We start from the raw sequence: 24,201 nt of genomic DNA, 5'->3' as shown, positions 1-24,201 counted from the left end.
CCCATGACCACGCATACACACGCGGCCGACCCCAGCCTGCTGCTGGGCACGCCCCAGCGCACGGAGGCACCCGCTCCAGTGGCCGCAGCACCCGCGGCGGCGCCAGCGCCCCGGCAATCCTTGCCCTGCGCCCGCACCGTGCGCCGGCTGCGCAAAACGCCCACCACGCTGCTGCTGGCCTGGGCGGTGATCGCCCTCGTTGCCCTCTGGGCGCTGGCACCGGGCCTGTTCACAGGCCACAGCCCCATCCAGGGCACGGCCGGGCACCAGCTGCAGGGCCCGAGCGCCGCGCACTGGCTGGGTACCGATGCGCTGGGCCGCGACGTCTATGCGCGCCTGGTGCATGGCGCCGTGCATTCGCTCTCGGGCGCCTTCGTGGCCGTGGCCGTGGGCCTGGTGCTGGGCACGCTGCTGGGCCTGGTGGCGGGTTCGGTGGGCCGCTGGGTGGACGATGCCTTGATGCGCACGGTGGACGTGCTGTTGTCCGTGCCCCCGCTGCTGCTGTCGCTGTCCATCATCATCATCCTGGGCTTTGGCACCATCAACGCGGCCATTGCCGTGGGCGTGGCCTCGGTGGCAACCTTCGCGCGGCTGGTGCGCTCGGAGGTGGTGCGCGTGCGGCGTACCGAGTACGTGGAGGCCGCATTCGGCAGCGGCGGGCGCTTTGCCGCCGTGCTGTGGCGCCATGTGCTGCCCAACTCGCTGACCTCGGTGATCGCCATGGCGGCGCTGCAGTTCGGCTCGGCCATCCTGTCCATCTCCACGCTGGGCTTTCTGGGCTACGGCGCGCCGCCGCCCACGCCCGAGTGGGGCCTCTTGATCGCCGAGGGGCGCAACTACATTTCCACCGCCTGGTGGCTCACCACGGTGCCCGGTGTGGTGGTGGTGGCCGTGGTGCTCTCGGCCAACCGCATCAGCGCGGCGATTGCGAAAGGCCGGCCATGAGCAGCCTTCCCGCCAAGTCCCCTGTGCTCGAAGTCGAAGACCTGGCCATCGCCTACCGCGACCGGCAGCAACAGGCCCAGCGTGTGGTGCACGGCGTGTCGTTCTCCATTGCGCCCGGCGAGGTCGTCGCCCTGGTGGGCGAGTCGGGCTCGGGCAAGACCACCACGGCCCAGGCCGTGATCGGCCTGCTGGCCGACAACGGCGTGCTCGAACACGGCGCCATCCGCCTGAACGGCACCGACATCGCGGGCTGGTCGCCCGAGCGCCTGGACAGCATCCGGGGCCGCGTGGTGAGCCTGATCCCGCAGGACCCGACCAGCTCGCTCAACCCCGTGCGCACGGTGGGCGAGCAGGTGGGCGAGATCCTGCGCATCCACCGCTATGGCGACCGCCAGGCCATCCAGGTGCGTGTGCTGGAGTTGCTCGAACGCGTGGGCCTGTCCCAGCCCGCGCTGCGCGCGCGCCAGTACCCGCACGAGCTCTCGGGCGGCATGCGCCAGCGCGTGCTGATCGCCATCGCCATCGCGCTGCGCCCGGCCCTCATCATTGCCGACGAACCCACGAGCGCGCTGGACGTGACGGTGCAGCGGCGCATCCTGGACCTGATCGACGGGCTGCGCCGCGAGGACGGCACGGCCGTGCTGCTGGTCACGCACGACCTGGGTGTGGCCGCCGACCGGGCTGACCGGCTCGTCGTGATGCAAGGCGGCCGCATCCAGGAGCAGGGCCCCACGCAGGGCCTGCTGCGCCGCCCCGGCAGCGCCTACACACGCCAGTTGCTGGCGGATGCACCTTCGCTGTCGGGCGGCCTCTTCCGCCCCGCCCCCATGCAGCAGGATGGCTCGGCACAGGACATCGCCATTGCCGTGGAAGGCCTGGTGCACGAGTTCCCCGTGGCGGGGCAACGCCAGCCCTTCCGCGCGGTGGATGGCGTGAGCTTCCAGGTGCGGCGCGGCACCACGCATGCGCTGGTGGGCGAGTCGGGCTCGGGCAAGACCACCACCATCCGCGATGTGGTGGGCTTTGCGCGGCCCACGGCGGGCCGCATCCTCGTCGAAGGGGTGGACCTGGCCACGCTGCGCGGCGAGGCGCTGCGCCAGGCGCGACGGCGCATCCAGCTGGTGCACCAGAACCCCTTCAGCTCGCTGGACCCGCGCCAGACGGTCTACCAGATCATCGAGGAGCCGCTGCTCAACTACGAGCCCATTGCACGGCCTGAGCGCGAGCGCCGCGTGCATGACATCCTGGCCCGCGTGGGCCTGCCGCCGGCCGTGCTGCAGCGCCCGCCGCGCGCGCTCTCGGGCGGGCAGCGCCAGCGCGTGGCGATTGCGCGTGCGCTCATCCTGGGCCCGCAGGTGCTGGTGCTCGACGAGGCCGTCTCGGCCCTGGATGTGAGCGTGCAAGCGCAGATCCTCGCGCTGCTCGAACAGCTGCAGCGCGACCTCGCGCTGACCTACCTCTTCATCTCGCACGACCTGGCCGTGGTGCGCCAGATCGCGGACACCGTTTCGGTGCTGCACGCCGGCCGCCAGGTGGACGCGGGGCGCGTGCGGGACGTGTTCCTTTCGCCCGGCAGCGACTACACGCGCGAACTCATCAACGCCATCCCCGGCAATGCCGCACCCAGAAACAACGACCATGCCTTCCCCAACATCCCCGATCAAATCTCCGACCCCGAAACGCCTGGGCTTCTTCAGCAGGCTGCTTGACGACGCCCCGGCGGGTGAGCGCTACCGCCTGGTGGCCGAGCAGATCGCCCACGCCGAGGCCCTGGGCTTCGATTCGGCCTGGGTCGCGCAGCACCATTTCCACGAACACGAAGGCGGCCTGCCCTCGCCCCTGGTCTTCCTCGCGCATGTGGCTGCACGCACCCAGCGCATCCGCCTGGGCACGGGCATCATCACCCTGCCGCTGGAAAACGCCGTGCGCGTGGCCGAGGACGCCATCGTGCTGGACCTGCTCACAGGCGGCCGGCTCGAGGTGGGCGTGGGCACGGGCGGCACGCCCGAGTCGTTCGCAGCGTTCGGTCTCGACAGCGAGGACCGCTCAGCGATTTTTGCCCGCCAGTTGGCGCTGCTGCGCAAAGCCTGGGCCGGGCAACCCCTTCCAGGGGGCGACACGCTCTACCCCGCCGCACAGCAGTTGCTCGGCCGCATCTGGCAGGCCACCTTCTCGGTGGCGGGTGGCACGCGCGCCGGGCAGGCGGGCGATGGGCTCATGCTCTCGCGCACCCAGCCGCGGCCCGACGGAGCGCCCCAGGCCCCGCTGGCGGACATCCAGAACCCCATCATCGATGCCTACCTGGCCGCACTGCCCGCCGGCGCCACGCCCCGCATCGTGGGCTCGCGCAGCCTGTTCGTGGCCGACAGCCGGCAGGAGGCGCTGCGCCTGGCCGATACCGGCCTGCGCCGCGCAGCCGCGCGCTTTGCAGCGCAGGCCGCCCCGTCGGGCAGCGCACCCCGCCTGGGGCCCGATGCGCCGCTGGCCCAGCTTATCGCCGCCTACGACGTGCACCTGGGCACGCCCGAGGACGTGGTCGCCTCGCTGCGCGCGGACACCACGCTCGAGCGCGTGACGGACCTCGTGTTCCAGGTGCACTCCGTGGACCCACCGCACGCAGCCATCCTGCGCTCCATCGAGCTCACGGCCACCGAGGTGGCCCCTGCCCTGGGCTGGGTGCCCCGGCATCCGCCCGCAGCGACTCCTCGCGCCCCTCTTTTGCAACCCCTCACGGAACCCGCATGACCCAGACCGCCGACACCACCCCTGACGTGATCGACCTGCTCACCGGCATCACACCCGGCGACCGGCTCGACACCCTCCGCCGCCACCGCCTGCAGGCGCGCACCCATGCACAGCAGAGCTACCTGGCGCTGTTCGAGCCCCAGGCACCCCAGCCCGGCCGCTTCAGCCTGGCCGACCGCCAGGCCGTGGCGGCCTTTGTGGCCGGCCTGCACCAGCAGCCCGATGCCACGGCCTTCTACAACGCTGCGCTGGCGGCCGAAGGCGCGCGCCAGGCCCGCCCCGGCGTGCCCCAGGCCATCGCAGCCGAGGTGGTGCGCGGCGCGGCGCGTGGACCCTATGGCAACTACCCGCCCGGCCCGCTGAGCGAGGAGGACACTGCTGGCCCCGCCTACCACGTGGGCGATGCCCAGCGCGCCGTGCTCGGCGCGCCGCTGTCGGCCGCGCTGGAGCACGCGCACCTGCTCACCCTGCACCCGCGCGATGCCAGCCCTGCCGCCTTGCAGGCGCTGCTCGACGCCGGCTGGCGCACCACCGAGATCGTGACCCTGTCGCAGCTGGTCGCCTTTCTGGCATTCCAGATCCGCGTGGTCGCCGGGCTGCGGGCCCTGGCCGCCGCCCCCGCACACACCGGCAACCAGGCATCCAGCGAGACCACCCAGGCATGAGCGACACCACCCTTTCCCATCCCGGCAGCCAGGAACCCGTGGCTTTCACGCAGGCCCAGCTCGAATGGCTGCCCTGGCTGGCGCCGCTGCCCGAAGACGAGTTGACCGAGCGCCACCTGGCAGGCCTGGTGGATGCGGCGCGCGCCAAGTCGCCCTACTTCCGGCTGCTGGCACGCGACCCCGACATCCTGGGCGCACGCACGCGCACCGACAAGGACATCTTCTACAACCCCGATGCCGGCCTGCCGCGTGCCGAGCGCGAGCTGTCGGCCACGGCCGCCTCGCGCCACAACGGCTGCATCTACTGCGCCTCGGTGCATGCGCGCTTTGCCTCGCATTTCTCGGGCCGCGCGGACGACGTGCAGCGCCTGCTCGACGAAGGCACGGACACCGACCTGGGCCCGCGCTGGAACGCCATCGTGCAGGCCTCGGTGGCGCTCAGCGACACGCCGCTGGACTTTGGCACGGAGCACATCGCCGCATTGCGCGACCAGGGGCTGGACGACGCCGCGATCTCGGATGCGCTGCACGGCGCGGCCTTCTTCAACTGGGCGAACCGGTTGATGCTCTCGCTGGGCGAGCCGCAGGAAGCTGCGGTGAAGGTCTGATCAGCGCATGGGAACGATGAGCACCTTGCGGCGCGGGGTGCAGCCCGGTCCGTCGTAAGGCGGGCTGTCCTTCTCCCAGCCACTGCCGGGCGAGGTCTGGGCACAGACGCGTTGGCCATCGACCTTGCTGCGCCAGTAGAACCAGGGCGCGGGGGCGGCGAGCGCCGCTGTGGCAAGTACCGCGCAGGCCATTGCAGCAGCCCACAGCCGGCCAGCCTGCAGGGAAGCGGATGGACCTGTCATGGCCCTATTGTGGGGCGCGCTTCTCCACCCCTGCTTCAACCAGGGGCATGGGTGCGGTGACGATCCAGCCCTCCAGCGGGTCCAGCCCGGGCGGCAGGCCATAGAGCGCATCGCCCTCGGCATGGCGTTGCTCGGCCCAGCCGGCCTGCAGCATGCACAGCACGGCGTCCAGGCTGTCGCCGCTGGCGTCGGCCACCAGGGCATCGCGCTGGGCATGGGTGAGCTTCAGACGCAGGGCCAAGCGTGTCTGCCCCAGCTCCAGCGCGGTCAGCAGGTCCTTGCGTGCGATCAAACGCTCCGGCGTCTGCTTGGCCACGTCGTCGCTCTTGTAGCTGCGCCGCTGCAGCACCTCGCGCGCGAGCAAGCCGGGGTAGGCTTCCAGCGCCACACGCGTGGGGTCGCCCGCATGCAGGCCCGGCAGGTGCACGCCGGCGTCGAGCAGCAGCGGCAGGCCCGCGTGCAGCATGTAGGCCACGGGTGGGTTCACCCACTTCATCGACGGGCTGGAGCCCGCGGGCCCATCGGTCGCACGGTGCGCGAACTTGCCGCCCACGGGGCGTGCATCGCAGAAGGCCGCGAAGGCCTCGCGGATCTGCGGGCGCGTGAGCGTGCGGTAGTGCTGCATGCTGGCATGCCACTGCAGGGGCCAGCCCAGGGTCTGCAGCAGCTCGCGCGGCAGGCCGAAGGGCAGGTCGAAGCCGCCCACCCAGACACGCGGCTCGGCCAGCCAGCGGCCCACGGCGGCCAGCGTTTCCAGGCGCACCAGTTCGGTCAGCTGTACGCGGGCACCCTCGCGCCGGCCCAGGGCCAGCACCACGGGCTTGCGCCGCGTGGGGCTGCTCGAAAAATCGCAGCCAAGGAGCACCGCCATCACCCCAGCGCCAAGGCCGTGACACCGGCGGCGATGCACACCGCACCGCAGACGCGCGCCACACGGTCGCCCTCGCCCAGCAGATGGCCGCCTATCAGCGCGGCAAAAAGCATGGACACCTCACGCGCCGGCGCCACATGGGACATGGGCGCCTCTTTCATCGCATAGAGCACCAGCACATAGGCCACGGGGCTGACCACCGCCACCAACAACGCAAAGCGCCACTGCGCGCGCCACAATTGCCCGGCCGTGGGCAGATCGCGCAGCACCACGGGCGCGAGCAGGAACACGCGCACGAAGTTGCCCATGTAGTCCACGAGGATGGGCGACATCAGCAGGATCTTGACGGCATAGCCATCGACCACCGTGTAGCTGGCAATGAAGGCGCCCGTGAGCAGGCCGTACAGCATGCCCTTGTGCACGCGCTCGCGCGCGGCCGGGTCGTGCGCAGCGCGCAGCAGGCCGGGCCCGCCCGCGATCAGGAACACGCCCCCCACCACGCCCGCGATGCCGGCCACGCCCAACGCCGAGATGCGCTCGCCCAGCAGCGTGATCGCCACCAGCGAGGACAAAAGCGGCCCCGAGCCGCGCGCCAGCGGGTAGACCACGGTCAGGTCGGCCTTGCTGTAGCCGCGCAGCAGGATGACGAAATAGCCCACGTGCAGCAGCCCGCTGGCTGCAACGAAGCCCCACTCCATGGGCCCCCACAGCGGTACCACATCGCGCCCCAGGTACCAGCCCAGCGGCGCCCAGAACAGCATCATCAGCACCGAGGTGAAGAACGCAAAGCGCGAATCGCCCCCCGCTTTCTTGGCCACGATGTTCCAGCAGGCGTGGATCAGGCCCGCCAGGATGATGAGGCCGAAGGCATTGAGGGTCACGGTGAAAAATGCAGGAAAAAGAAAAGCAAAAGGCCGCAGCGCGCTGGCAGCTGCGGCCTGGAGTACCAACGGCTATGCCATCAGGAAAAAGTGGGAGTGATTGGCGTAGCGAGCGGCCTGAGCTTGCGTTGAGGAACGCAGCCGCACTCCCGTGCGGCAAGTACCGCAGGCGCGAGATCAGGCCGCGCAGTAGCCAAGCGCCCCACTTTTATGCGCGGCCAATGATGGACGCCGTGGCCATCAGTTCTTCGAGCAGCGCGAACGACACCTTGCCTGACACCGCATACGGGTCGAGCTCGGGCTTCTCGGAGTACTTGAGCAGGATGGAATGGTTGATCTTGGACAGGTTCACCTGGCCCATGGTCCAGCCGCCGAAACGGCGCTCGGTGATCTCCTCGTAGTGCAGCAGCTCCACGTCCTTGTGGCGCGGGTCGCGCTGGATGTGGCCATAGAGATCGCTCACCGCCGCACGGCCGCCTTCGATGGCCTGCAGGAAGATGCCTCCGCCGTAGCACAGCACGCCGGTGATGCCGCTGCCCGGGTTGTGCTGGCGCGACTGGGTAAGGATGGCCTCGATGGCGGCGGGGGAGGTGTCCACCGCGCGGCTGGCATAGAGCAGGCGTACGAGCATGGTCAGTTCTTTCCAGGAATGAGGGACAGGAATTCGCGGCGCAGGGCCGGGTCCTTGAGGAACACGCCGCGCATCACGGAGTTGATCATCTTGCTGTCCATCTCGCGCACACCGCGCCAGGACATGCAAAAGTGGCTGGCCTCCATCACGATGGCCAGGCCGTCGGGTTGGGTCTTTTCCATGATCAGGTCGGCCAGTTGCACCACGGCCTCTTCCTGGATCTGCGGGCGGCCCATGACCCAGTCGACCAGGCGCGCATACTTGGACAGGCCGATCACGTTGGTGTGCTCGTTGGGCATCACGCCGATCCAGATCTTGCCGATCACCGGGCAGAAATGGTGGCTGCAGGCGCTGCGCACGGTGATGGGCCCCACGATCATGAGCTCGTTGAGGTGCTCTGCATTGGGGAACTCGGTGATCGGCGGCTGCGTGACGTAGCGGCCCTTGAACACCTCGTTGAGGTACATCTTGGCCACGCGGCGGGCCGTGTTGCGGGTGTTGTGGTCGCCTGCGGTGTTGATCACCATGCTGTCGAGCACGCCCTGCATCTTGGACTCGACCTCGTCCAGCAGCTTTTCCAGCTCGCCCGGCTCGATGAACTCCGCGATGTTGTCGTTGGCGTTGAAACGCTTGCGCGCGGTTTTGAGGCGCTCTCGGATCTTGACGGAAACAGGCGTGCCTTCGTCGTCCGGCGGGGTGGTCGTCATATCGGCTGCAGTGGGACTGGACATGCCCGGCATCGTAACAGTGAACGCCGCTCACCGCCCAGCCAAGGTTTTACGGAGCTGCCGCCCAGCCAGCATCGGGATCAAGCTCCTATTTGCATAGCAAAAACCGCCCCATACCGCGCAATACGCATGAAACCTGCGTCGCCATCACCGCCAGCGGCCGCTTCAGTACCGCTTGCCCGTCACCCACAGAGCCAGGCGCATCAAGGCATAGGCCACCTGGTCCAGCACCCGCTGGCCCAGCGGCCGGCCCGCATAGCGCGCCGGCTCCATGCGCCGGCCCGCCTGCTGCATGGCCTGCACCAGGCGCTCGCGCAGGTCGGCGGCAAAGGCAGCATCCTCGACCACCACATTGGCCTCGCGCGCCAGCAGCAGGCTTAACGGGTCGAGGTTGGACGAACCCACCGTGGCCCAGGGCCGCTCGCCCAGCGCATCGACCACGGCCACCTTGGCATGCAGGAAGCTCGGCGCGTACTCGTGGATCTCCACGCCCGCCGCCAGCAGCGCGCCATACACGGGCCGCGCCGCGTGGTACTGCATGAAATACTCGTAGCGCCCCTGCAGCAGCAGGCGCACGCGCACGCCGCGGCGTGCGGCCAGCAGCAGCGCACGGCGCAGCTTGCCGCCCGGCATGAAGTAGGCGTTGGCGATGATGACCTCGTGCCGCGCCCCGCCAATGGCCCGGCGGTAGGCCTTCTCGATGCGGCTGCGGTGGCGCACGTTGTCGCGCAGCAGCAGCGCGGCACGCATGGCCGGGCCCTGCTGTGCCACCTCGTCGGCCGCATGCCTTGCGGCACTGGCCGCGCGCAAGGCCTGCAGTGCTTCGGGCAGGCGGCGCTCGCGCATGTCGCGCAGGGCCTGCATGCGCCACCACAGCTGGTCCATGGTGTCGCTGGCCAGCGCCACCAGGCTGCCGGTGGCGCGCACGGCGAAATCGAAGCGCGGTGCCGCGAGCGCGCCATGGTTGGGGTCGTGCAGGTCGTCCAGCACATTGATGCCGCCACAGAACAGCACGCAGCCATCGACCACGCACAGCTTGCGGTGCAGGCGGCGCCAGCGCTGCGGCAGCAGCAGACCCAGTGGCCCCAGCGGCGAGTAGACACGCACCTGCACCCCTGCGGACGCAAAACGCCGCGCCCACCCGTCAGGCAAGGCCCCCGTACCCACGCCATCCACCACCAGTTGGGTGCGCACACCGCGCCGGGCGGCCCGCTCCAGGGCCTCGGCCACGCTGGCGCCGCTGCCGGTGAAATCGAAGATGTAGGTCTCGAACTGGATGTCCGACAGCGCCGCGTCCATGGCCTCGACCAGTGCGGGAAACAGCTCCTGCGCGCCCTGCAGCAGGCGCACCCGGTGGTCGGCGGCCAGGGCCGGGTTCTGGGCCATCAGAGCCGGAACTCTGCAATGAGGGGCAGGTGGTCGGACATGCGCCACCAGATGCGCCCGCGCGGCACCTGCAGCGACAGGGGCGTGAGGCCGCGCACGTAGACATGGTCCAGCTGCACCAGGGGCAGGCGCGCCGGGTAGGTGAAGGCCCGCGGCTCCTCGAACTCGTACAGGCCGAAGCCCGCCAGCATGCGCTTGACCTGCAGGCCCCAGTCGTTGAAGTCGCCAGCCACCACCAGCGGCGCGTTGCCGGGCACCTCGCGCTCGATGAAGCGCTGCAGGCGCTCGATCTGGCGGATGCGGCTGCCCGGGATCAGCCCCAGGTGGACGACGATCACATGGATGTTGCGGCCATGGGCATCCACCTCCACATGCAGCAGGCCGCGCTGCTCGAAACGGTGGTCGGAAATGTCCTCGTGCTGGTGGCCGATCACGGGCCAGCGCGAGAGCAGCGCATTGCCGTGCTCGCCGTGGCGTGTGAAGGCATTGGTGCGGTAGACCGCCTCGTAGCCCTCGGGCGCCAGGTACTCGGCCTGGGGCAGCTCGGGCCAGCGCTGGAAATACCGGGCCTCCTGGCGGTTCAGCCGGCGCACCTCCTGCAGGCAGACGATGTCGGCATCGAGCTGCTCGACCGCATGGCCCAGGTTGTGGATCTCCAGCCGGCGGGCCGGGCCGATGCCCTGCACGCCCTTGTGGATGTTGTAGGTCGCCACCCGCAGGATGTCCGTGTTGTCCATGGCGCCGATTGTGTCGCAAGCAACAGACACTTGGCGAGGCGGGGCGGGTTTCCCGCATCGCGGAATGGCGCTGGCAGGCATACACTGTGCTTGAAACACAGATTGTTACCTTTACCCCACCACGAGCCCCTCGGATGGCCACAGGCAAAGACCCGGATCCGCCAGAGAGCCTGGCGCTGATCATCGACAGCAATGCCACCTCGCGCAGCATTCTGGTCGGGCAGTTGCGCGAGTACGGGGTCACCAAGATCGTGCAGTGCAGCCGCGTGCGCGACGCCCGCAGCCGGCTGGAGCACACGGTCTTCGACTATGTGCTGTGCGAGCAGTTCTTTGCAGAGACCGGCCAGTCGGGCCAGACCCTGCTCGACGACCTGCGCCGGGCGCAGATGCTGCCGTTTTCCACCGTGTTCTTCATGGTCACGGCCGAGGCCTCGTATGCCGCCGTGGCCGAGGCCGCCGAGTCGGCGCTCGACGGCTACCTGCTCAAGCCCTTCACCCCCAGCGCCCTGTTTGAACGCCTGAGCCTGGCGCGCCTGCGCAAGATCCACTTGAAGCCGATCTTCGACGCCATCGAGCAGGAGGATTTCGAACAGGCATCGCAGCTGTGCGTGGAACGCTTCGAGGCCCGCAAGCCCTACTGGCTGTACGCCGCGCGCATCGGCACAGAGCTCTTGCTGCGCCTGGGTCGGCACGATGAGGCACGCACCCTGTTCGAGGCCGTGATCGCGGCGCGTGCCCTGCCCTGGGCCAAGCTCGGCGTGGCGCGCGCGCAGATCGAGTCGGGCCAGGCCACGCGCGCCATCACCACCTTGCAGGGGCTGATCGGCGAGGACGCCTCATTCGCCGATGCCTATGACGTGCTGGGCCGCGCCCAGGTCGAACTGGGCAACTTTGCCGATGCCATAGAGACCTACCGCACGGCCAGCGCGCTCACCCCCGACTCGGTGGTGCGCCTGCAGAAGCTGGGCATGATGTCGTTCTACATGGGAGACCGCAAGACGGCCTCCAGCGTGCTGGCACGCGCGGCCCTGCTGGGGGTCGACTCCAAGCTGTTCGACTTCCAGGCCCTGGTGCTGCTGGCCTTCTCCTATTTCGCGGACAACGACCGCAAGGGCATCGAGCGCTGCGTGGCCGATTTCGGGCGCATCCTGGAGCGCCATGCCGAGAGCCAGCGCGTGCAGCGCCTGGCCGATATCGCGCGCACCCTGCAACTCATCCAGCAGCGGCAGTTCTCGGCGGCAGTGGCCGCCGTGCGCAACATGGCGCGCGAGATCGACGAGGCCGGTTTCGATTTCGAGGCAGCCAGCAACCTGGCCAGCCTGCTCTCCGTGCTCGGCGCCACCTCCATCGACCTGTCCGATGGCGACAACTGGATTCGCGCCCTCGGCATGCGCTACGCCAACACGCGCGGCCTGACGGAACTGATGGCCAACGCCTGCAACATGCACCCGCCCTATGCGGATATCGTGCGCGGCTGCCTGCCGGAAATCAACAGCACGGCCGAGAAAGCCATGGCGCAAAGCCTGGCCGGCGATGCCGAAGGCGCCGTGCGCGCCCTGCTGCACCAGGCCGGCACGACCCTGAATGCCAAGCTGGCCGACATGGCCCAGCAGGTGCTGCAGCGCCACCGCGAGCGCATCCCCGATGCCCAGGCCCTGCAGGAGAGTGTCGAGGCGGTGCGCGCGCGCTGCGGCAATGCGCCCACCCGCGCGGTGCTGGGGCAGGATGGCGATCGCCGCCCTGGCGGGGTGGTGATACGCACGCGCGCGCCAGCCGTGGCGGCGGCTGCGGCTGCGGCGGCCGCCACCACTGCGGCGCTGAACACCCTCGCAGCCAGCAAGAAGCTCACGGCGGACGACATCCTGGATATGCCCGATGAGCCCTCCATCGACGAGATCCTCGGCGTGCCCGCGCCCGAAGTCCCGGACCCGGCGGAAAAGCTCAGGCTGCGGCCGCTGTAGGGGCCTTTTCAGCCATAGACCGAAGCGCCCGCAGCGGGTTGCAAAGGCGCGGAGTGCAGCGCCCGCCCGTAGCGCGCCGCCAGATCGCGCGTGGCCGCCACCAGCACGCTGGTGTCCACGCCCACGGCCACGAACACCGCGCCCAGCTCCAGGTAGCGGCGCGCCAGCTGCTCATCGGCCATGAGGATGCCGGGCGCCTTGCCCGCCGCCAGCACGCGGCGGATGCCATCCTCGATGGCGGCCTGCACCGCGGGGTGCCCCGGGTTGCCCACATGGCCCATGCTGGCCGACAGATCGGCCGGGCCGAAGAAGACCCCGTCCACACCCGGCGTGCTGGCAATCGCATCCAGGTTCTCGATGGCCAGCGTGCTCTCGGCCTGCACCAGCAGGCACACCTGGGCATTGGCCTCCTGGAGGTAGCCCGGGTAGCGCATCCATTGCGAGGCGCGCGCCAGGCCCGCCCCCATGCCGCGGATGCCGCCCTGCCCGTCGTCCTGCGGGTAGCGCATGGCACGCACCAGTTGGGCCGCCTGCTCGGGCGTGTCCACCATGGGCACCAGCAGGGTCTGCGCGCCGATGTCCAGGTACTGCTTGATCAGCGCGGTATCGCCCACGGGCACCCGGGCCACCGGGTGTGGGCCGGCGCCCAGCATGGCGCGCGCGCTGGCCACGCCCTGCAGTTGCTCCAGCAGGCGCGGCACGTCGTTGGGTGCGTGCTCGCCGTCGAGCAGCAGCCAGTCGAAGCCCGCGCCCGCCACGAGTTCGGCCGCATAGCCGCTGGCCAGGCCGAACCACAGGCCGATCTGCGGTGTGCGCGCCGCCAGGGCCTGCTTGAAGGTGTTCACCGGTGTCTGCACAGCCAGCCTTTCAGACGAAACGGAACGCGATATTGCCCAGCGGGCCATAGTCCGCATGGAAGGTGTCGCCCGCTGCAGCCGCCACGGGACGCGTGAAGGAGCCCCCGAGCACCACCTCGCCCGCGGCCAGCCCCTCGCCATAGGGCGCCAGCTTGTTGGCCAGCCAGGCCACGCCCGTGGCCGGGTGGTTGAGCACGGCCGCCGCCAGGCCCGACTCCTCGATCACCCCGTTCTTGTAGAGCAATGCGCCGCACCAGCGCAGGTCCACGGCATCGGGCCGCACGGGGCGGCCGCCGGTGACGATGCCGGCATTGGCCGCGTTGTCGGAGATGGTGTCGAAGACCTTGCGCATCACGCCCGTGTGGCGGTCGTGCTGCTCGATGCGTGCGTCGATGATCTCGATGGCGGGCACCACGTATTCGGTAGCGGCCAGCACGTCGAAAATGCTCACGGGCGGGCGCCCCGGCTCGCCGCGCAGCGGCTTGTTGAGCACGAAGGCCAGCTCCACCTCCACGCGCGGCAGGATGAAGCGCTGCATGGGGATGTCGCCACCCTCGGCGAAGAACATGTCGTCCAGCAGGGTGCCGAAGTCGGGCTCGGTGATCTGGCTGGCGACCTGCATGGCGCGCGAGGTCAGGCCGATCTTGTGGCCGCGCACGCTGCGGCCTTCGGCGATCTTCATCGCCACCCAGGCGCGCGAGATGGCATAGCCGTCCTGCACCGTCATGCCGGGGTGGCGCTTGGAGAAATGCTCCACCTGCACGCGGGTCTTCTCGGCCTGGTGCAGTTCGCTGGCCAGTTGCTGGATCAGTGCGTCGTCAAGCATCGGTGCGTCCTCAGGATTCTGCGGTGAAGCCAATGGCCTTCACGATGGGCCCCCAGCGCTCGCCATCGGCCTTGAGCAGCGCCGCCAGCTCGGCCGGTGTGGACGAGCGCGCCTCCAGCCCCATGGCGGCCAACCCGGCGACCACATCCTTGTCGGCCAGCGCCGTGCGGATGGCGGCGTTGGCCTTCTGTACCAGCTCGGTCGGCGCCTTGCCCGGCAGGAAGAAGCCGAACCATTCGTTGTAGGCCATGTCCTTGTAGCCCTGCTCGATCAGCGTGCTCACGTTAGGCATGAACTTGTTGCGCGTGGCGCCCGAGGTGGCCAGCACGCGGATCTTGCCGCCCTGCAGGTGCGGCAAGAACTCGCCCACGGGCGCCGAGACGGCCGCGATCTGCCCGCCCAGCAGGTCCAGGATGGCCGGCTGCGAGCCGCGAAAGCCCACGTGGCGCATGTCCACCTTGCCGGCGCGGCTGATCAGCTCGCCCACGAAGTGCGGCACCGAGCCCGGTGCGGGCGAGCCGAAGTTGGCGCCCGTGGGGTTGGCCTTGCACCAATCGAGGAACTCGGGCACGGTCTTGACCGATGCGGGCACCTGCGGGCCCACGGCAAAGCCCATGTCGAACACCACGCCCAGCGAGACCGGGGTCACGTCGGCCACGGGGTCGTAGGGCAGCTTCTTGTAGGTATGGGGGTAGATGCCCAGCATGGACATGGGCGTGGCCAGCAGCGTGGCGCCGTCGGCCGGGGCGGCCTTGAGCGTGGTGATGGCGATCTGCCCGCCCGCGCCGGTCTTGTTCTCCACCACAGCCGACTTGGCGTAGCCGCCCGTGATCTGGGTGGCCACGCGGCGCGCCAGGGTGTCCACCGTGCCGCCGGCGGCAAAGCCGGCCAGGATCTTCACGGTGTCGATGGCCTGGGCCTGGGCCATGAAGGGCAGCGTGCCTGCGGCACCGGCCAGGGCCAGCTGCAGGATGTCGCGGCGGGAAGGGGTGGGCGAGGATGTCGTCATGCGTTGTCTCCGGGTTTTCGTTGTGGGTTATGGCTTCGCGGCCTGCCGGTAGTTGGCCTTCAAATGCTCGGGCACGCGCTCGTCGAAACCGCAGGCCACGCGCCGCACCTCGGGGCTGTCGGTGGGCTGGTGGCCCACGCCCAGGGCCGAGGCGCGCGGCGCGGCGATGGCAACCACCGTGCCGGCCAGGCGGCCCAGGCCGGTGATCTCGCACTCCACCCGATCGCCCGGGTCGACCGAGCGCGAGTGGCAGGGCGTGCCCATGAGGATCACATCGCCCGGCACCAGGGTGATGTGGCGCGCGATGTCGGCCACCACGTAGTGCGGGCCCCAGATGGTCTCGTCGCCGATGTGCGCCTCCTGCACCACCAAGCCATTGCGGTAGGTACGCAGCGTCTGCTCGAACAGGTTCACGCCACGCACGATGCCCGGGCCGATGGGCAGCAGCGTGTCCGCCCCCTTCACGCGCAGCATGCTGCCCTGGTCGGTGTCGCGGTAGTTCTGCAGGCCCATGTCGAGCGCAGGGCAGAAGCCCTCGATGTAGTCCCAGGCCTCGTCGGGCAGCACGTTGCGGCAGGTCTTGCCGATGACCACGGCGTACTCGCCCTCGTAGTTCAGGTACTGGCTGTCGGCGGGCTTGTGGATCTCGCAGCCATGGCCGTTGACCGAGGTCGGCGGCTTGGTGAAGTAGGTCGGCGTCTCGGTGGGCTTGGGCTGGTTGCGCGTCTCGAAGCTGCGCGAGCTGTAGGAGATGTGCACCGCGATGATCTTGCTGGGCGAAACGGGCGGCAGGTGCTGCACGGCCGCCGGGTCGACCACGCGGCCATCGTCCAGGCGCAACAGGCCCTGCTGCGCCCCCTCTTCCACGATGGTGCCCCAGCAGGCGCTGCCGCCCGCCAGCACACGGCGGCGCTCCACGCGCGGGCCGCGCATCACGGCAGGCAGTTCAGTGATCGGGAATTCGAAGTTCATGCCGCCACCTCTGCCGTCGCCTGTTCACCGTCGAACCACATGTGCACATTGCCCGTGCCGCGGGCGTTCTCGTACTCCGACAGGGCCACGCCGCGCGCGCGGCAGTCGGCCCCGCCCATGGCACCCAGCATCTGCAGGTAGTGGGCGCCGAAGGCCTCCCAGGGCATCTTGCGGTACTCGTCCTGCCAGCGCTCCAGCACCATGTCGTGCCGGCCCTGCTCCATGAGCGCGATGGCGCCCTTGTCGCTCACCACGTTCTCGGGGCGCGAGACATTGCTCTCGTGGAAGATGCGCGGGTGATTGGGCTTCCAGTCGATGGGGTTGAACTTGTGGCTGAGCGCGCCCGAGGCCAGCAGCAGCACGCGCAGGTCGCTGCGGCGCACGGCCTCGGCAATCGCCTCGCCCGATTTCAGGAAGTGGCGCCAGTCGCAGTTCTGGCACGAGCTCACGGTGACCACGGGCGTGTCGCTGCGCTCCAGGCGCAGGTGCTTGACCAGGTTGATGGTGGCGTACTGCTTGCCCAGGTCGGGGTGGTTGATGACCCGGTTGTAGCCCTTCTGTTCGCGCGACACGGCTTCGATCTGGAGCGCCAGGTCCGGGTGGCCCCGGTAGTCGTAGGGCACGCCATGCAGGTACCAGGGCATCTCGTCCGAAATGAACATGCCCTGGTAGCGCGGCGCCCCGTCCACCAGGTGGTAGCCGGTGGTGAACCAGTGCGAGTCGAAAATGATGGCCACGTCGGGCCGGGCTTTCTCGATGCGCTCTCGCAGGCGCGCATAGCCGGGGATGAGGTCCGAATCGGCCCCCGCGCCCTGCAGCACGCGGAACTCCTCGCACTGCATCAGGCCGGGGTGGTGCGAGACGATGGCGGCGCCAACGATGCTTCCCATGGTGTATCTCCTTTGAATGTGGTTAGCGGTGGCTGAAGCTGGCACGGAAGGGTTTCTTCGGGACCACGACATCCTTGACGTCGCAGAAGAACTCGAAGCTCCAGTCCCCGCCCTCGCGGCCCACACCGCTGCGCTTGATGCCGCCGAAGGGCGCGGCCAGGTCGCGGATGCCGAAGCTGTTGACCCAGATGAAGCCGGTGCGCACCTGCTGCGCCACGGCGCTGGCGTGCTCCGTGGCGCCGTAGCACACGCCGCCCAGGCCGTAGTCCGTGCCGTTGGCCAGGGCAATGGCCTCCTCGTCGCTGTCGAAGGTCTGCAGCGTGAGCACGGGGCCGAAGACCTCGTTCTGCACGATCTCGCTGTCCTGGCGCACGCCAGTGAGCAGCGTGGGCTGGTAGTACTGCGCGCCGAAAGGGTGGTGTGCGCCGCCCCACAGCAGTGTGGCGCCATCGGCCACGGCGCGCTGCACGAAGCCGTGCACGCGCTCAACCTGGCGCGGGTGGATGATGGGGCCGACCTCGGTGGCCTCGTCGCGCGGATCGCCCACGGTGAGCTTCTCGACATAGCCACGCAGTGCCGCCACGAAGGCATCGTGCACCTTGCGGTGCACCAGGAAGCGCGTGCCCGCCAGGCACACCTGGCCGGCATTGCGGTACATCAGCGCGCCGGTGGCAGCGGCGTTGTCGATGTCGGCGTCCTCCAGCACGATGAAGGCCGACTTGCCGCCGAGCTCCAGGCTGCAGGGCACGAGGTTGGCGCCAGCCGACTGCGCGATCCATTTGGCCGTGGGGACCGAGCCGGTGAACGAGATGCGCGCCAGGCGCGGGTCGCTGACCAGGCGCGCGCCGGTGCTGGCACCCGCGCCCTGCACGATGTTGAACACCCCGGGCGGCAGGCCGGCCGCGTGCGCGCAGTCGGCCAGCAGGCTGCTGGTGAGCGGCGCCCATTCCGGCGGCTTGACGATGACGCAGTTGCCTGCGGCGAGGGCCGGGCCGAGCTTCCAGGTGGCCAGCATCAGCGGTGCGTTCCAGGGCGTGATGATGGCGACCACGCCGGCCGGATCGTGGCGCACGATGTGGGTGGCCTGCTCGGTCTCGATGGGGCGGTCTTGCAGGGTCAGCGCATGCTCGGCGAACCAGGTGATGTTGAGCATGGCGCGCGGCACCACGCCATGCTTCATGCGCGAGAGCAGCACGCCGGCGTCGTTGGATTCGAGCGTGCAGAAGGCCTCGGCGCGCTGGCCGATCTCGGCGGCAAAGCGGTCCAGGTAGGGCTTGCGCTCTGCGGCCGTGAGCGCGCTCCAGGCCGGAAAGGCGCGCGCTGCAGCGCTGACGGCCGCGTCCACATGGGCGGGCGAACCCTCGCTGATGCGACCCAGCAGCGACTGGTCGATGGGCGAGTGCAGGTCAAAGCGCATCTCGGACGCCACGCGCTGGCCGTCGATGTAGTGGTGGGGCGACACGGCAATGCCGGCGACGTTCAGGGTCTCGGTGCTCACGGGGCGTTTCTCCAGGGGAATGGCAGATCAGGGGCGATGGGCCACAGGGGTCTCGGGCAGCAGCTTGGCCGGGTTCATCAGGCCCGCCGGGTCGAGCGCGGCCTTGATGCGCTGCATGAGAAGCAGCTCCAGCGGCGCCTTGTAGCGGGCGGATTCGTCGCGCCGCAAAACGCCCAGGCCGTGCTCGGCGCTGATGGAACCACCCGCGGCGTGCACGGCGTCGTGCACCAGGCGATTGAGCGGTGCCTCCAGCGCGAGAAAGGCGGCACGGCCTGCAGCGTCGGGTGAGGAAATGGCCGGCGAGGCGTTGTAGTGCAGGTTGCCGTCGCCCAGGTGGCCGAAGACCACCTGGCGCAGGCCGGGGAAGGCTGCCGCCACGGCGGCGTCGGTGTGGGCAATGAAATCGGGGATGCGCGAAATCGGCAGCGCGATGTCGTGCTTGATGGTGGGGCCTTCGGCGCCCTGCGCCTCCGAGATGTTCTCGCGCAGCGCCCACAGGGCCTCGAACTGGGCCAGCGTGGCCGACAGCGCGGCATCGGCCACCCAGCCCGCCTCCATCGCAGCTTCGAGCACCCCTTCGATGGCCTGCTGCGCCTGGTCGGTGGCGCCCTCCTCGGCACCGGTCACCGAGACCTCCAGCAGCACATACCAGGGCGACGCCTCCGCCAGCGGGCGGCGCGCGCCAGGCACATGCTGCAGCACCAGCGACAGGCAGGTGTCCGACAGCAGCTCGAAGGCCGTGAGCGACGCGCCCAGGCGCTGCTGGGCCAGTGCCAGCAACTGCAGGGCCTCGCCCGGCGAAGGCACGGCCACCAGCGCGGCCACCTGGGCGGCAGGCAGCGGAAACAGCTTGAGCACCGCGGCCGTGATCACGCCCAGCGTGCCCTCGGAGCCGATGTACAGGTCGCGCAGGTCGTAGCCGGTGTTGTCCTTGCGCAGGGTGCGCAGGCCGTTCCAGACCTCGCCCTCGGGCGTCACCACCTCCAGGCCCAGGCACAGCTCGCGCGCATTGCCATAGCGCAGCACCTGCACGCCGCCCGCGTTGGTGGCCAGGTTGCCGCCGATGGTGCACGAGCCCTCGGCCGCCAGGCTCAGCGGGAACAGGCGCCCCGCCGCGCGGGCCGCATCCTGCACCTGCTGCAGCGTGGCGCCGGCCTCCACCACCAGGGTGTTGTTGAGTGCATCGACCTGGCGCACCCGGTGCATGCGTGTGAGCGACAGCAGCAGCGGCAGGTGCTGGCCCGCCGCCTCGGGCACCGAGCCGCCCGAGAGCCCCGTGTTGCCGCCCTGCGGCACCACAGGCACGCCGTGCGCATGGCACCAGGCCAGCAGTTGCGCCACCTCGGCCGTGTCCGCCGGCTGGGCGACCGCCAGGGCCGGGCCGGTCCATTTGCCGCGCCAGTCCGTGAGGAAGGGGGCCATGTCCGCGGGCTCGCTCCACAGGCGGCCGGCGTAGGCGGCGCGCAGGGAGTCCAGGGGGCTGGCGGCGTGGGTATCGGCGGTCATCGGCTGGCTGCTTGTCTCGTTGCTGGCGCGTTTGCGCTTGCCGCAAAGTATCTGCAGCCACCCTGCTCCCCACAATCAATGCTTTCTTATGGATTGTGAAGGTGGTCTAATGAATGACCATGTCCCTGCCCCATTTCACGCTGCGCCAGCTCGAAGCCTTTGTCACCGTGGCCGAGATGCGCAGCTTCACCGCCACGGCGGACCGGCTGGCGCTCACACCCTCGGCCGTGAGCCAGCTCGTGGGCGAGTTGGAGGAGGTGCTCGACTTCAAGCTCTTCGAGCGCAGCACACGCCGGGTGGCCATCACCAGCGCGGGGCGGGAGTTCCTGGCCTCGGCCGAATCGGTGCTCAAGCACCTGCGCATGGCGCAGTCGGCCGCCAGCGATGTGCGCAACCGCGCGGCGGGGGTGGTGCGCATCGCCGCCCCGCTGGTCGTGGCCAGCGTGATCCTGCCGCGCGCAATCAAGGCCTACGTGGCGGACCGGCCCAAGGTGCGCATCCACATCCGTGACGTGCCGGTGGAAAAGCTCGTGGACGCGGTCGCCAGCGGTGATGCCGACCTGGCCCTGGGCCCGGACCGCGCCTGCGGCGAGGACGTGGCGCGCACCCAGCTGTTCCAGAGCCCCTGGGTGCTGTGGTGCGCCCCCACCCACCCGCTGGCGCGCCAGCGCAGCGTGACCTGGGAGCAGTTGCACGCCCACCCCCTGGTGGCTGCGGGCCGCGACCACGAGCGCAGCGTGGCGCAAATGCACACCGGCCTGCCCAGCGAGCAGCGCGTGACGCCCGTGGAAATCGTGGACAACATCTCCACCGCGCTGGGCCTGGCCGCGGCCGATGTCGCTGCCACGCTGGCGCCCGACTACGTGGGTGCGCTGGCCAAGCCGCTGGGCCTGGTGCGCCGGCGCATCCTCGCTCCCGAGGCCATGCGCTACGTATGCCTGTACAGCCCCACGCAGCGCGCCACCTCCCCGGCAGCCGAAGGCTTTGCCGAGCACCTGGTCAAGGTGCTGCCGCAGCGCCGCTGAAACGAGGAAGCAACAGGCAGGCCTCGGCATTCGATGCCGAAAAGCACCGGTCCGCCGCCTCGCGCCAGGGCAGCCACTGGTACGCCACATGCTCGCGCGGGCTCAGCACCACGGGCGTGCCCACAGGCACGCACAGGCCGAAAATACGCTCGTGGTTGAACACCACGCCCGGGGCGTAGCGGTGGCGCCACTGGGGCCAGATGTCGTAGACGTTCTCCAGGTACCAGTCGGCCAGCACGCAGCCCGGTGCCTGCACGTCGATGCCTGTCTCCTCCCACACTTCACGCGCGGCCGTGGCCTCCCAGGCCTCATCCTCACGGTCCTTGCTGCCAGTGACGGACTGCCAGTGCTCCCCTCCGTCGGCGCGGCGGATGAGCAGCACCTCGCGCGCGGGCGTGTGTACCACGACCAGCACGGACTGCGGTATCTTGAAGGGGCGCGCCGTGGCCTGGCTGCTCATGCGGCAGCCAGCAGTGCACCAACGTCCTGCGCGGGCCCGTCGGCCAGCGCCCCCAGAGCGCACTGCTGCAGCCACTGTGGCGAGATGCGGCACAGCAGGCCGCGCCCAGGCTGGTCGCCCGCGGTGGCGACCGGAACCACGGCATCGATCAGCGCGGTGCCTGCCGACCCGGCTGCCATGCCCACCGGACGCAGTTCCCGCCGGTCGAGGTCGAGCATGGCGCCCAGTGCATCGACACGCAGGATGAAGTCCCGCCCACTGTTGTGGCCCTGGCTGCCATTTTCCAGCGGCACGCGCACCAGCACCATCTGGCGCTGGAGGTCGGCGGCGCGCGACACGGGCGCACTGCCCGGCGCGGTCGACACCACGCTGCGCAGGTCCACCACGGAGTAGACGCGCTCACCGATCTGCGCCATGCCCAGAAAGGGCGGGCGCGATCCCCCACCGTGCAATACCGTCACATCGGGCCCGGCGGCGACCACCTGGGCCGCTTCCACACCCAGCCAGTGCGTGCCGACCAGGAAGGTGGCCATCTGCAAGCGGTGCTGGGCCCCCACGCGGGCGGCGCCCAGGTGCGCATCGGACTGCGGCGCGGCAGGCACCGGCGCGCGGCGCTCGCACAGGTGGCGCAGCACCAGGCAGCCGAGGCCGTGGTCATAGCCATCGCTGCTGCGGAACTCACGGTAGCCTTGGCCGCGCGACTGGCCCACGCCGTACAGCTGGCCGTCCAGCGCCACCGAGCGCCCGCCCTGCCGGCTGGTGGCAATGGCCTGTGGCGGCTGCAGGCTGGCGGGGTCACCGCTGGTGCGCACGATGCGGTCCTGGCCATCGACGAAGGCCAGCACGTCGCGCGTGCCCGTGCCCACGGCGCAATCGTCGAGGATGGATTGGAGCTGGCTGGCAGCGTCCCAGACGATGGCGATGCCGCCCAGCACCGGACCAGTGGCCCGGCCCATGCCATCGCCCACATCGGCCCGCACCGCGGCGGCATACACGAAGGTCGGCCCCTGGTCGTAGAAGCGGCTGGCCTGGTAGGGACTCACGGTGTAGGCCTGGCTGCCCCGCAGGCGCAGGCAGCGCTGCACCCAGTCCTCGTCGAGCCGGGTCCCGACGTGGTGTGCCAGGCCCGGCCGGGACACTGCCATCACCCGGCCATCGACGCCAAACAGCACCAGGCAGGCGTAGACGGTATACAGGCCGTTGATCTCCTCCAGCACCGAGGTGGCCTGGCTGCAGCCTGCCGTGCCCGCAGCGAGGGTGCGGGCGAACTGCGGGGCGAGCGCCCACCACCGGCAGTCATTGGCCCGCTCATAGAGGTTGCGGTCCAGGATCTGCATGGCCAGCGCAGCCCGGCCCTGGGCATCGCGCAGCAGCGAGCGCAGCACCACGCCATACAGATCCTGCAGCGCACCCGAGAAGGCCTGCGCGGTCTTGCGCGCCGTGGCGCCGATCTCGGACAGCAGGGTCTTGGCGAACAGCAGCTCGCGCGGGGCGGCCGCATCCCGGCCGTCCGCACCCGCGTCGCCGATCTGGTTGAGTTCCAGCAACCCGTTCCAGACCGACCGCTCCAGCGCCGCCAGGATGGCGGCCGAGCGCTGCGGGATCTCGCGCAGGTCCTGCGAAAGCAGCTCCGCCTGGCCCGACAGCTCGCCGGCCAGGGGGCTGCGCTCGTCGTGCGCGGTCTCGTCGAAAGCCAGGTCCAGCGGCAGCAGGGCCACTCCGCGCCAACCCGGGCCCTGGTAGCCCTGGAAACCCTGGGTGCCGCGCACGGCCATCAGGTAGCGGCGGCTGGCATGGCGCACGCAGTGGATGCCCGCGCTGCCGGCCTGGGGCAGCACCCAGCCGGTGGGCAGCTGCAGCGCATCGCCCGAGACCAGCACACGCCCATGGGCATCGACCAGGGCCAGCACCGCATCGCTGCCCTGCAGGCCCCCGCCCTGGGCGTCGCCCTGCTGCACCGAGTCGAAGATGGCCGGCATCTCGTCGGCCAGCTTGAACTCCAGGCACAGCACGCCGACGATGCGCCCACCGGCATGCACGCGCCGCGCGTAGAGCAGCGTCTCGGCCTCGGTGCCGCAAAAGCCATGCACGGCATGGTGCTCGGCATAGGCGGCATCGCTTTGCAGCACCGAGCGCAGGAAGGCGCCATCGGCATCGAGCCGGTCGAGCCCGCCCACGGGAGCTACCGGGCGCAGGCCGGCACACAGCTGCAGATCGGTATCGAAGAGAAAGATGTTGCGGTACACGGAGTACTTGCTGGCGTACTCGGCCAGGCGCGCCTCGACCAGGGGGCGCAGGGCCGGGTCCGGGTCCGCGAGGTACTCGGCCACACCCACATCCGTGGCGAAGAAGCCGATGTCGGCGGTGCGCTCGAACAGGTTGCGCACCAGCACATCGATGCAGACCTGGGCGCGGGCCGCCAGATCGGCGCTGCGGTTCTTCAGGGCCTCGTTCACCAGGCCCTGCATCAGATCGCCCGAGAGCGCCGCAAAGTCCCTGCGCGCCTGGGCCAGGTCACCGCCCGACGAGGCCTTGGAGGACAGCAGGGACAGCGAGGACAGCAGCGACAGCTGGTCCCACGCGCTTTCGACCAGGCGCAGTTCCTGGCGCTGGTGCTGCGCCGCGGGCATGTAGCGCAGCCATTGCTCCGCAGAGTTTGGAAGGGAAGACACGGGTGATCGTCCTTTGCGCGGGGGTCCCGGCGAGGACCGAGCACGCATTGTGCGGCCTGGCGGGCGATCGACCAACAGGCATATT

At 70.0% G+C, this 24,201-nt stretch carries 23 protein-coding genes; 7 read left to right on the top strand and 16 right to left on the bottom strand.

Annotation, left to right across the window (positions count from 1 at the left end; translation table 11 throughout):
- Positions 1-3 precede the first annotated feature (3 nt).
- From HNP48_RS19220 to HNP48_RS19200, 5 genes are read left to right on the top strand one after another with little or no spacing between them, the layout of a single operon-like run.
- The gene (locus HNP48_RS19220) at positions 4-945 is read left to right on the top strand and encodes an ABC transporter permease (RefSeq protein WP_184859939.1); all 942 of its coding nucleotides are present in this window, start codon (positions 4-6) and stop codon (positions 943-945) included.
- Positions 942-2,654, top strand: a complete 1,713-nt coding sequence (locus tag HNP48_RS19215; RefSeq protein WP_184859937.1) for an ABC transporter ATP-binding protein — start codon at positions 942-944, stop codon at positions 2,652-2,654. The genes HNP48_RS19220 and HNP48_RS19215 overlap by 4 nt, the downstream gene beginning before the upstream one ends.
- Complete coding sequence (locus HNP48_RS19210) at positions 2,584-3,690, top strand: putative FMN-dependent luciferase-like monooxygenase (protein WP_184859935.1); 1,107 nt, start codon at positions 2,584-2,586, stop codon at positions 3,688-3,690. Before HNP48_RS19215 ends, HNP48_RS19210 begins: the two co-directional genes overlap by 71 nt.
- Positions 3,687-4,355 carry a CMD domain protein gene (locus tag HNP48_RS19205; protein WP_184859933.1) on the top strand — a complete coding sequence of 223 codons (669 nt, stop codon included), beginning with the start codon at positions 3,687-3,689 and terminating at the stop codon, positions 4,353-4,355. The genes HNP48_RS19210 and HNP48_RS19205 overlap by 4 nt, the downstream gene beginning before the upstream one ends.
- Positions 4,352-4,963 (top strand): alkylhydroperoxidase domain protein, encoded by a 612-nt coding sequence (locus tag HNP48_RS19200; RefSeq protein ID WP_184859931.1) that lies wholly within the window; start codon positions 4,352-4,354, stop codon positions 4,961-4,963. Before HNP48_RS19205 ends, HNP48_RS19200 begins: the two co-directional genes overlap by 4 nt.
- Here the strand turns inward: HNP48_RS19200 and HNP48_RS19195 are convergent, their stop codons facing one another.
- The 7 genes from HNP48_RS19195 to HNP48_RS19165 all read right to left on the bottom strand — a co-directional run bounded on the left by HNP48_RS19195 (position 4,964) and on the right by HNP48_RS19165 (position 10,440).
- Positions 4,964-5,206 (bottom strand): hypothetical protein, encoded by a 243-nt coding sequence (locus HNP48_RS19195; protein ID WP_184859929.1) that lies wholly within the window; start codon positions 5,204-5,206, stop codon positions 4,964-4,966.
- A gap of 4 nt (positions 5,207-5,210) precedes the next feature.
- Entirely contained in the window at positions 5,211-6,077 is an 867-nt protein-coding gene (locus tag HNP48_RS19190; protein WP_184859927.1) for a DUF429 domain-containing protein, read from the bottom strand.
- Positions 6,077-6,958, bottom strand: a complete 882-nt coding sequence (locus HNP48_RS19185) for a DMT family transporter (protein WP_184859925.1) — start codon at positions 6,956-6,958, stop codon at positions 6,077-6,079. Before HNP48_RS19185 ends, HNP48_RS19190 begins: the two co-directional genes overlap by 1 nt.
- Positions 6,959-7,166: 208 nt before the next feature.
- Positions 7,167-7,589 (bottom strand): BLUF domain-containing protein, encoded by a 423-nt coding sequence (locus HNP48_RS19180; protein WP_184859923.1) that lies wholly within the window; start codon positions 7,587-7,589, stop codon positions 7,167-7,169.
- A gap of 2 nt (positions 7,590-7,591) precedes the next feature.
- Entirely contained in the window at positions 7,592-8,320 is a 729-nt protein-coding gene (gene folE, locus HNP48_RS19175; protein WP_184859921.1) for a GTP cyclohydrolase I, read from the bottom strand.
- Between the two features lie 162 nt (positions 8,321-8,482).
- Entirely contained in the window at positions 8,483-9,703 is a 1,221-nt protein-coding gene (gene clsB / locus HNP48_RS19170; protein ID WP_184859919.1) for a cardiolipin synthase ClsB, read from the bottom strand.
- Positions 9,703-10,440 carry an endonuclease/exonuclease/phosphatase family protein gene (locus tag HNP48_RS19165; protein WP_184859917.1) on the bottom strand — a complete coding sequence of 246 codons (738 nt, stop codon included), beginning with the start codon at positions 10,438-10,440 and terminating at the stop codon, positions 9,703-9,705. Before HNP48_RS19165 ends, clsB begins: the two co-directional genes overlap by 1 nt.
- A 134-nt stretch (positions 10,441-10,574) precedes the next feature.
- Here HNP48_RS19165 and HNP48_RS19160 point away from each other — a divergent pair, with 134 nt between their 5' ends.
- Complete coding sequence (locus tag HNP48_RS19160; protein WP_184859915.1) at positions 10,575-12,401, top strand: tetratricopeptide repeat protein; 1,827 nt, start codon at positions 10,575-10,577, stop codon at positions 12,399-12,401.
- An 8-nt stretch (positions 12,402-12,409) separates the two neighbouring features.
- Here the strand turns inward: HNP48_RS19160 and HNP48_RS19155 are convergent, their stop codons facing one another.
- Genes HNP48_RS19155 through HNP48_RS19125 form a run of 7 tightly spaced genes read right to left on the bottom strand, consistent with a single transcriptional unit; the run spans position 12,410 to position 19,959 of the window.
- Positions 12,410-13,258 carry an aldolase/citrate lyase family protein gene (locus HNP48_RS19155; RefSeq protein ID WP_184859913.1) on the bottom strand — a complete coding sequence of 283 codons (849 nt, stop codon included), beginning with the start codon at positions 13,256-13,258 and terminating at the stop codon, positions 12,410-12,412.
- Between the two features lie 10 nt (positions 13,259-13,268).
- A complete protein-coding gene (gene hpaH, locus HNP48_RS19150) occupies positions 13,269-14,084 on the bottom strand; it encodes a 2-oxo-hept-4-ene-1,7-dioate hydratase (protein WP_184859911.1) in 816 nt (271 codons plus the stop codon).
- Between the two features lie 10 nt (positions 14,085-14,094).
- Entirely contained in the window at positions 14,095-15,093 is a 999-nt protein-coding gene (locus HNP48_RS19145) for a Bug family tripartite tricarboxylate transporter substrate binding protein (RefSeq protein WP_184859909.1), read from the bottom strand.
- Positions 15,094-15,120: 27 nt separating this feature from the next.
- Positions 15,121-16,065, bottom strand: coding sequence for a fumarylacetoacetate hydrolase family protein (locus HNP48_RS19140; protein ID WP_184859907.1), 945 nt, complete (start codon positions 16,063-16,065; stop codon positions 15,121-15,123).
- A complete protein-coding gene (locus HNP48_RS19135; protein ID WP_184859899.1) occupies positions 16,062-16,955 on the bottom strand; it encodes an extradiol ring-cleavage dioxygenase in 894 nt (297 codons plus the stop codon). The genes HNP48_RS19140 and HNP48_RS19135 overlap by 4 nt, the downstream gene beginning before the upstream one ends.
- Before the next feature lie 22 nt (positions 16,956-16,977).
- On the bottom strand, positions 16,978-18,453 hold the full coding sequence (locus tag HNP48_RS19130; RefSeq protein ID WP_184859897.1) for an aldehyde dehydrogenase family protein: 1,476 nt from the start codon (positions 18,451-18,453) through the stop codon (positions 16,978-16,980).
- A gap of 27 nt (positions 18,454-18,480) precedes the next feature.
- Complete coding sequence (locus tag HNP48_RS19125; protein ID WP_184859895.1) at positions 18,481-19,959, bottom strand: FAD-binding oxidoreductase; 1,479 nt, start codon at positions 19,957-19,959, stop codon at positions 18,481-18,483.
- 119 nt (positions 19,960-20,078) lie between these two features.
- Here HNP48_RS19125 and HNP48_RS19120 point away from each other — a divergent pair, with 119 nt between their 5' ends.
- Positions 20,079-20,984 (top strand): LysR family transcriptional regulator, encoded by a 906-nt coding sequence (locus HNP48_RS19120; RefSeq protein WP_184859894.1) that lies wholly within the window; start codon positions 20,079-20,081, stop codon positions 20,982-20,984.
- Here the strand turns inward: HNP48_RS19120 and nudB are convergent.
- Both nudB and HNP48_RS19110 read right to left on the bottom strand, forming a co-directional pair.
- Entirely contained in the window at positions 20,959-21,444 is a 486-nt protein-coding gene (gene nudB / locus HNP48_RS19115; RefSeq protein WP_184859892.1) for a dihydroneopterin triphosphate diphosphatase, read from the bottom strand. The genes HNP48_RS19120 and nudB overlap by 26 nt on opposite strands.
- Positions 21,441-24,116, bottom strand: coding sequence for a chemotaxis protein CheW (locus HNP48_RS19110; RefSeq protein WP_311773835.1), 2,676 nt, complete (start codon positions 24,114-24,116; stop codon positions 21,441-21,443). The genes nudB and HNP48_RS19110 overlap by 4 nt, the downstream gene beginning before the upstream one ends.
- Between the last annotated feature and the right edge of the window lie 85 nt (positions 24,117-24,201).

It is taken from the genome of Acidovorax soli, assembly GCF_014207955.1.
Taxonomy (GTDB): Bacteria; Pseudomonadota; Gammaproteobacteria; order Burkholderiales; family Burkholderiaceae_C; genus Acidovorax; species Acidovorax soli_A.
The sequence above is the reverse complement of the archived record's forward strand: the minus strand, read 5'-3'. Positions and strand labels throughout refer to the sequence as shown.

Excerpts from the sequence above, each read along its gene's own strand:
- HNP48_RS19135 (WP_184859899.1), bottom strand. The coding sequence starts at position 16,955 with ATGGGAAGCATCGTTGGCGCCGCCATCGTCTCGCACCACCCCGGCCTG.
- HNP48_RS19160 (WP_184859915.1), top strand. The coding sequence starts at position 10,575 with ATGGCCACAGGCAAAGACCCGGATCCGCCAGAGAGCCTGGCGCTGATC.
- HNP48_RS19145 (WP_184859909.1), bottom strand. The coding sequence starts at position 15,093 with ATGACGACATCCTCGCCCACCCCTTCCCGCCGCGACATCCTGCAGCTG.
- HNP48_RS19215 (WP_184859937.1), top strand. The coding sequence starts at position 942 with ATGAGCAGCCTTCCCGCCAAGTCCCCTGTGCTCGAAGTCGAAGACCTG.
- nudB (WP_184859892.1), bottom strand. The coding sequence starts at position 21,444 with ATGAGCAGCCAGGCCACGGCGCGCCCCTTCAAGATACCGCAGTCCGTG.
- clsB (WP_184859919.1), bottom strand. The coding sequence starts at position 9,703 with ATGGCCCAGAACCCGGCCCTGGCCGCCGACCACCGGGTGCGCCTGCTG.
- HNP48_RS19210 (WP_184859935.1), top strand. The coding sequence starts at position 2,584 with ATGCCTTCCCCAACATCCCCGATCAAATCTCCGACCCCGAAACGCCTG.
- HNP48_RS19180 (WP_184859923.1), bottom strand. The coding sequence starts at position 7,589 with ATGCTCGTACGCCTGCTCTATGCCAGCCGCGCGGTGGACACCTCCCCC.
- hpaH (WP_184859911.1), bottom strand. The coding sequence starts at position 14,084 with ATGCTTGACGACGCACTGATCCAGCAACTGGCCAGCGAACTGCACCAG.
- HNP48_RS19165 (WP_184859917.1), bottom strand. The coding sequence starts at position 10,440 with ATGGACAACACGGACATCCTGCGGGTGGCGACCTACAACATCCACAAG.
- HNP48_RS19140 (WP_184859907.1), bottom strand. The coding sequence starts at position 16,065 with ATGAACTTCGAATTCCCGATCACTGAACTGCCTGCCGTGATGCGCGGC.
- HNP48_RS19190 (WP_184859927.1), bottom strand. The coding sequence starts at position 6,077 with ATGGCGGTGCTCCTTGGCTGCGATTTTTCGAGCAGCCCCACGCGGCGC.
- HNP48_RS19220 (WP_184859939.1), top strand. The coding sequence starts at position 4 with ATGACCACGCATACACACGCGGCCGACCCCAGCCTGCTGCTGGGCACG.
- HNP48_RS19205 (WP_184859933.1), top strand. The coding sequence starts at position 3,687 with ATGACCCAGACCGCCGACACCACCCCTGACGTGATCGACCTGCTCACC.
- HNP48_RS19195 (WP_184859929.1), bottom strand. The coding sequence starts at position 5,206 with ATGACAGGTCCATCCGCTTCCCTGCAGGCTGGCCGGCTGTGGGCTGCT.
- folE (WP_184859921.1), bottom strand. The coding sequence starts at position 8,320 with ATGTCCAGTCCCACTGCAGCCGATATGACGACCACCCCGCCGGACGAC.
- HNP48_RS19125 (WP_184859895.1), bottom strand. The coding sequence starts at position 19,959 with ATGACCGCCGATACCCACGCCGCCAGCCCCCTGGACTCCCTGCGCGCC.
- HNP48_RS19200 (WP_184859931.1), top strand. The coding sequence starts at position 4,352 with ATGAGCGACACCACCCTTTCCCATCCCGGCAGCCAGGAACCCGTGGCT.
- HNP48_RS19120 (WP_184859894.1), top strand. The coding sequence starts at position 20,079 with ATGTCCCTGCCCCATTTCACGCTGCGCCAGCTCGAAGCCTTTGTCACC.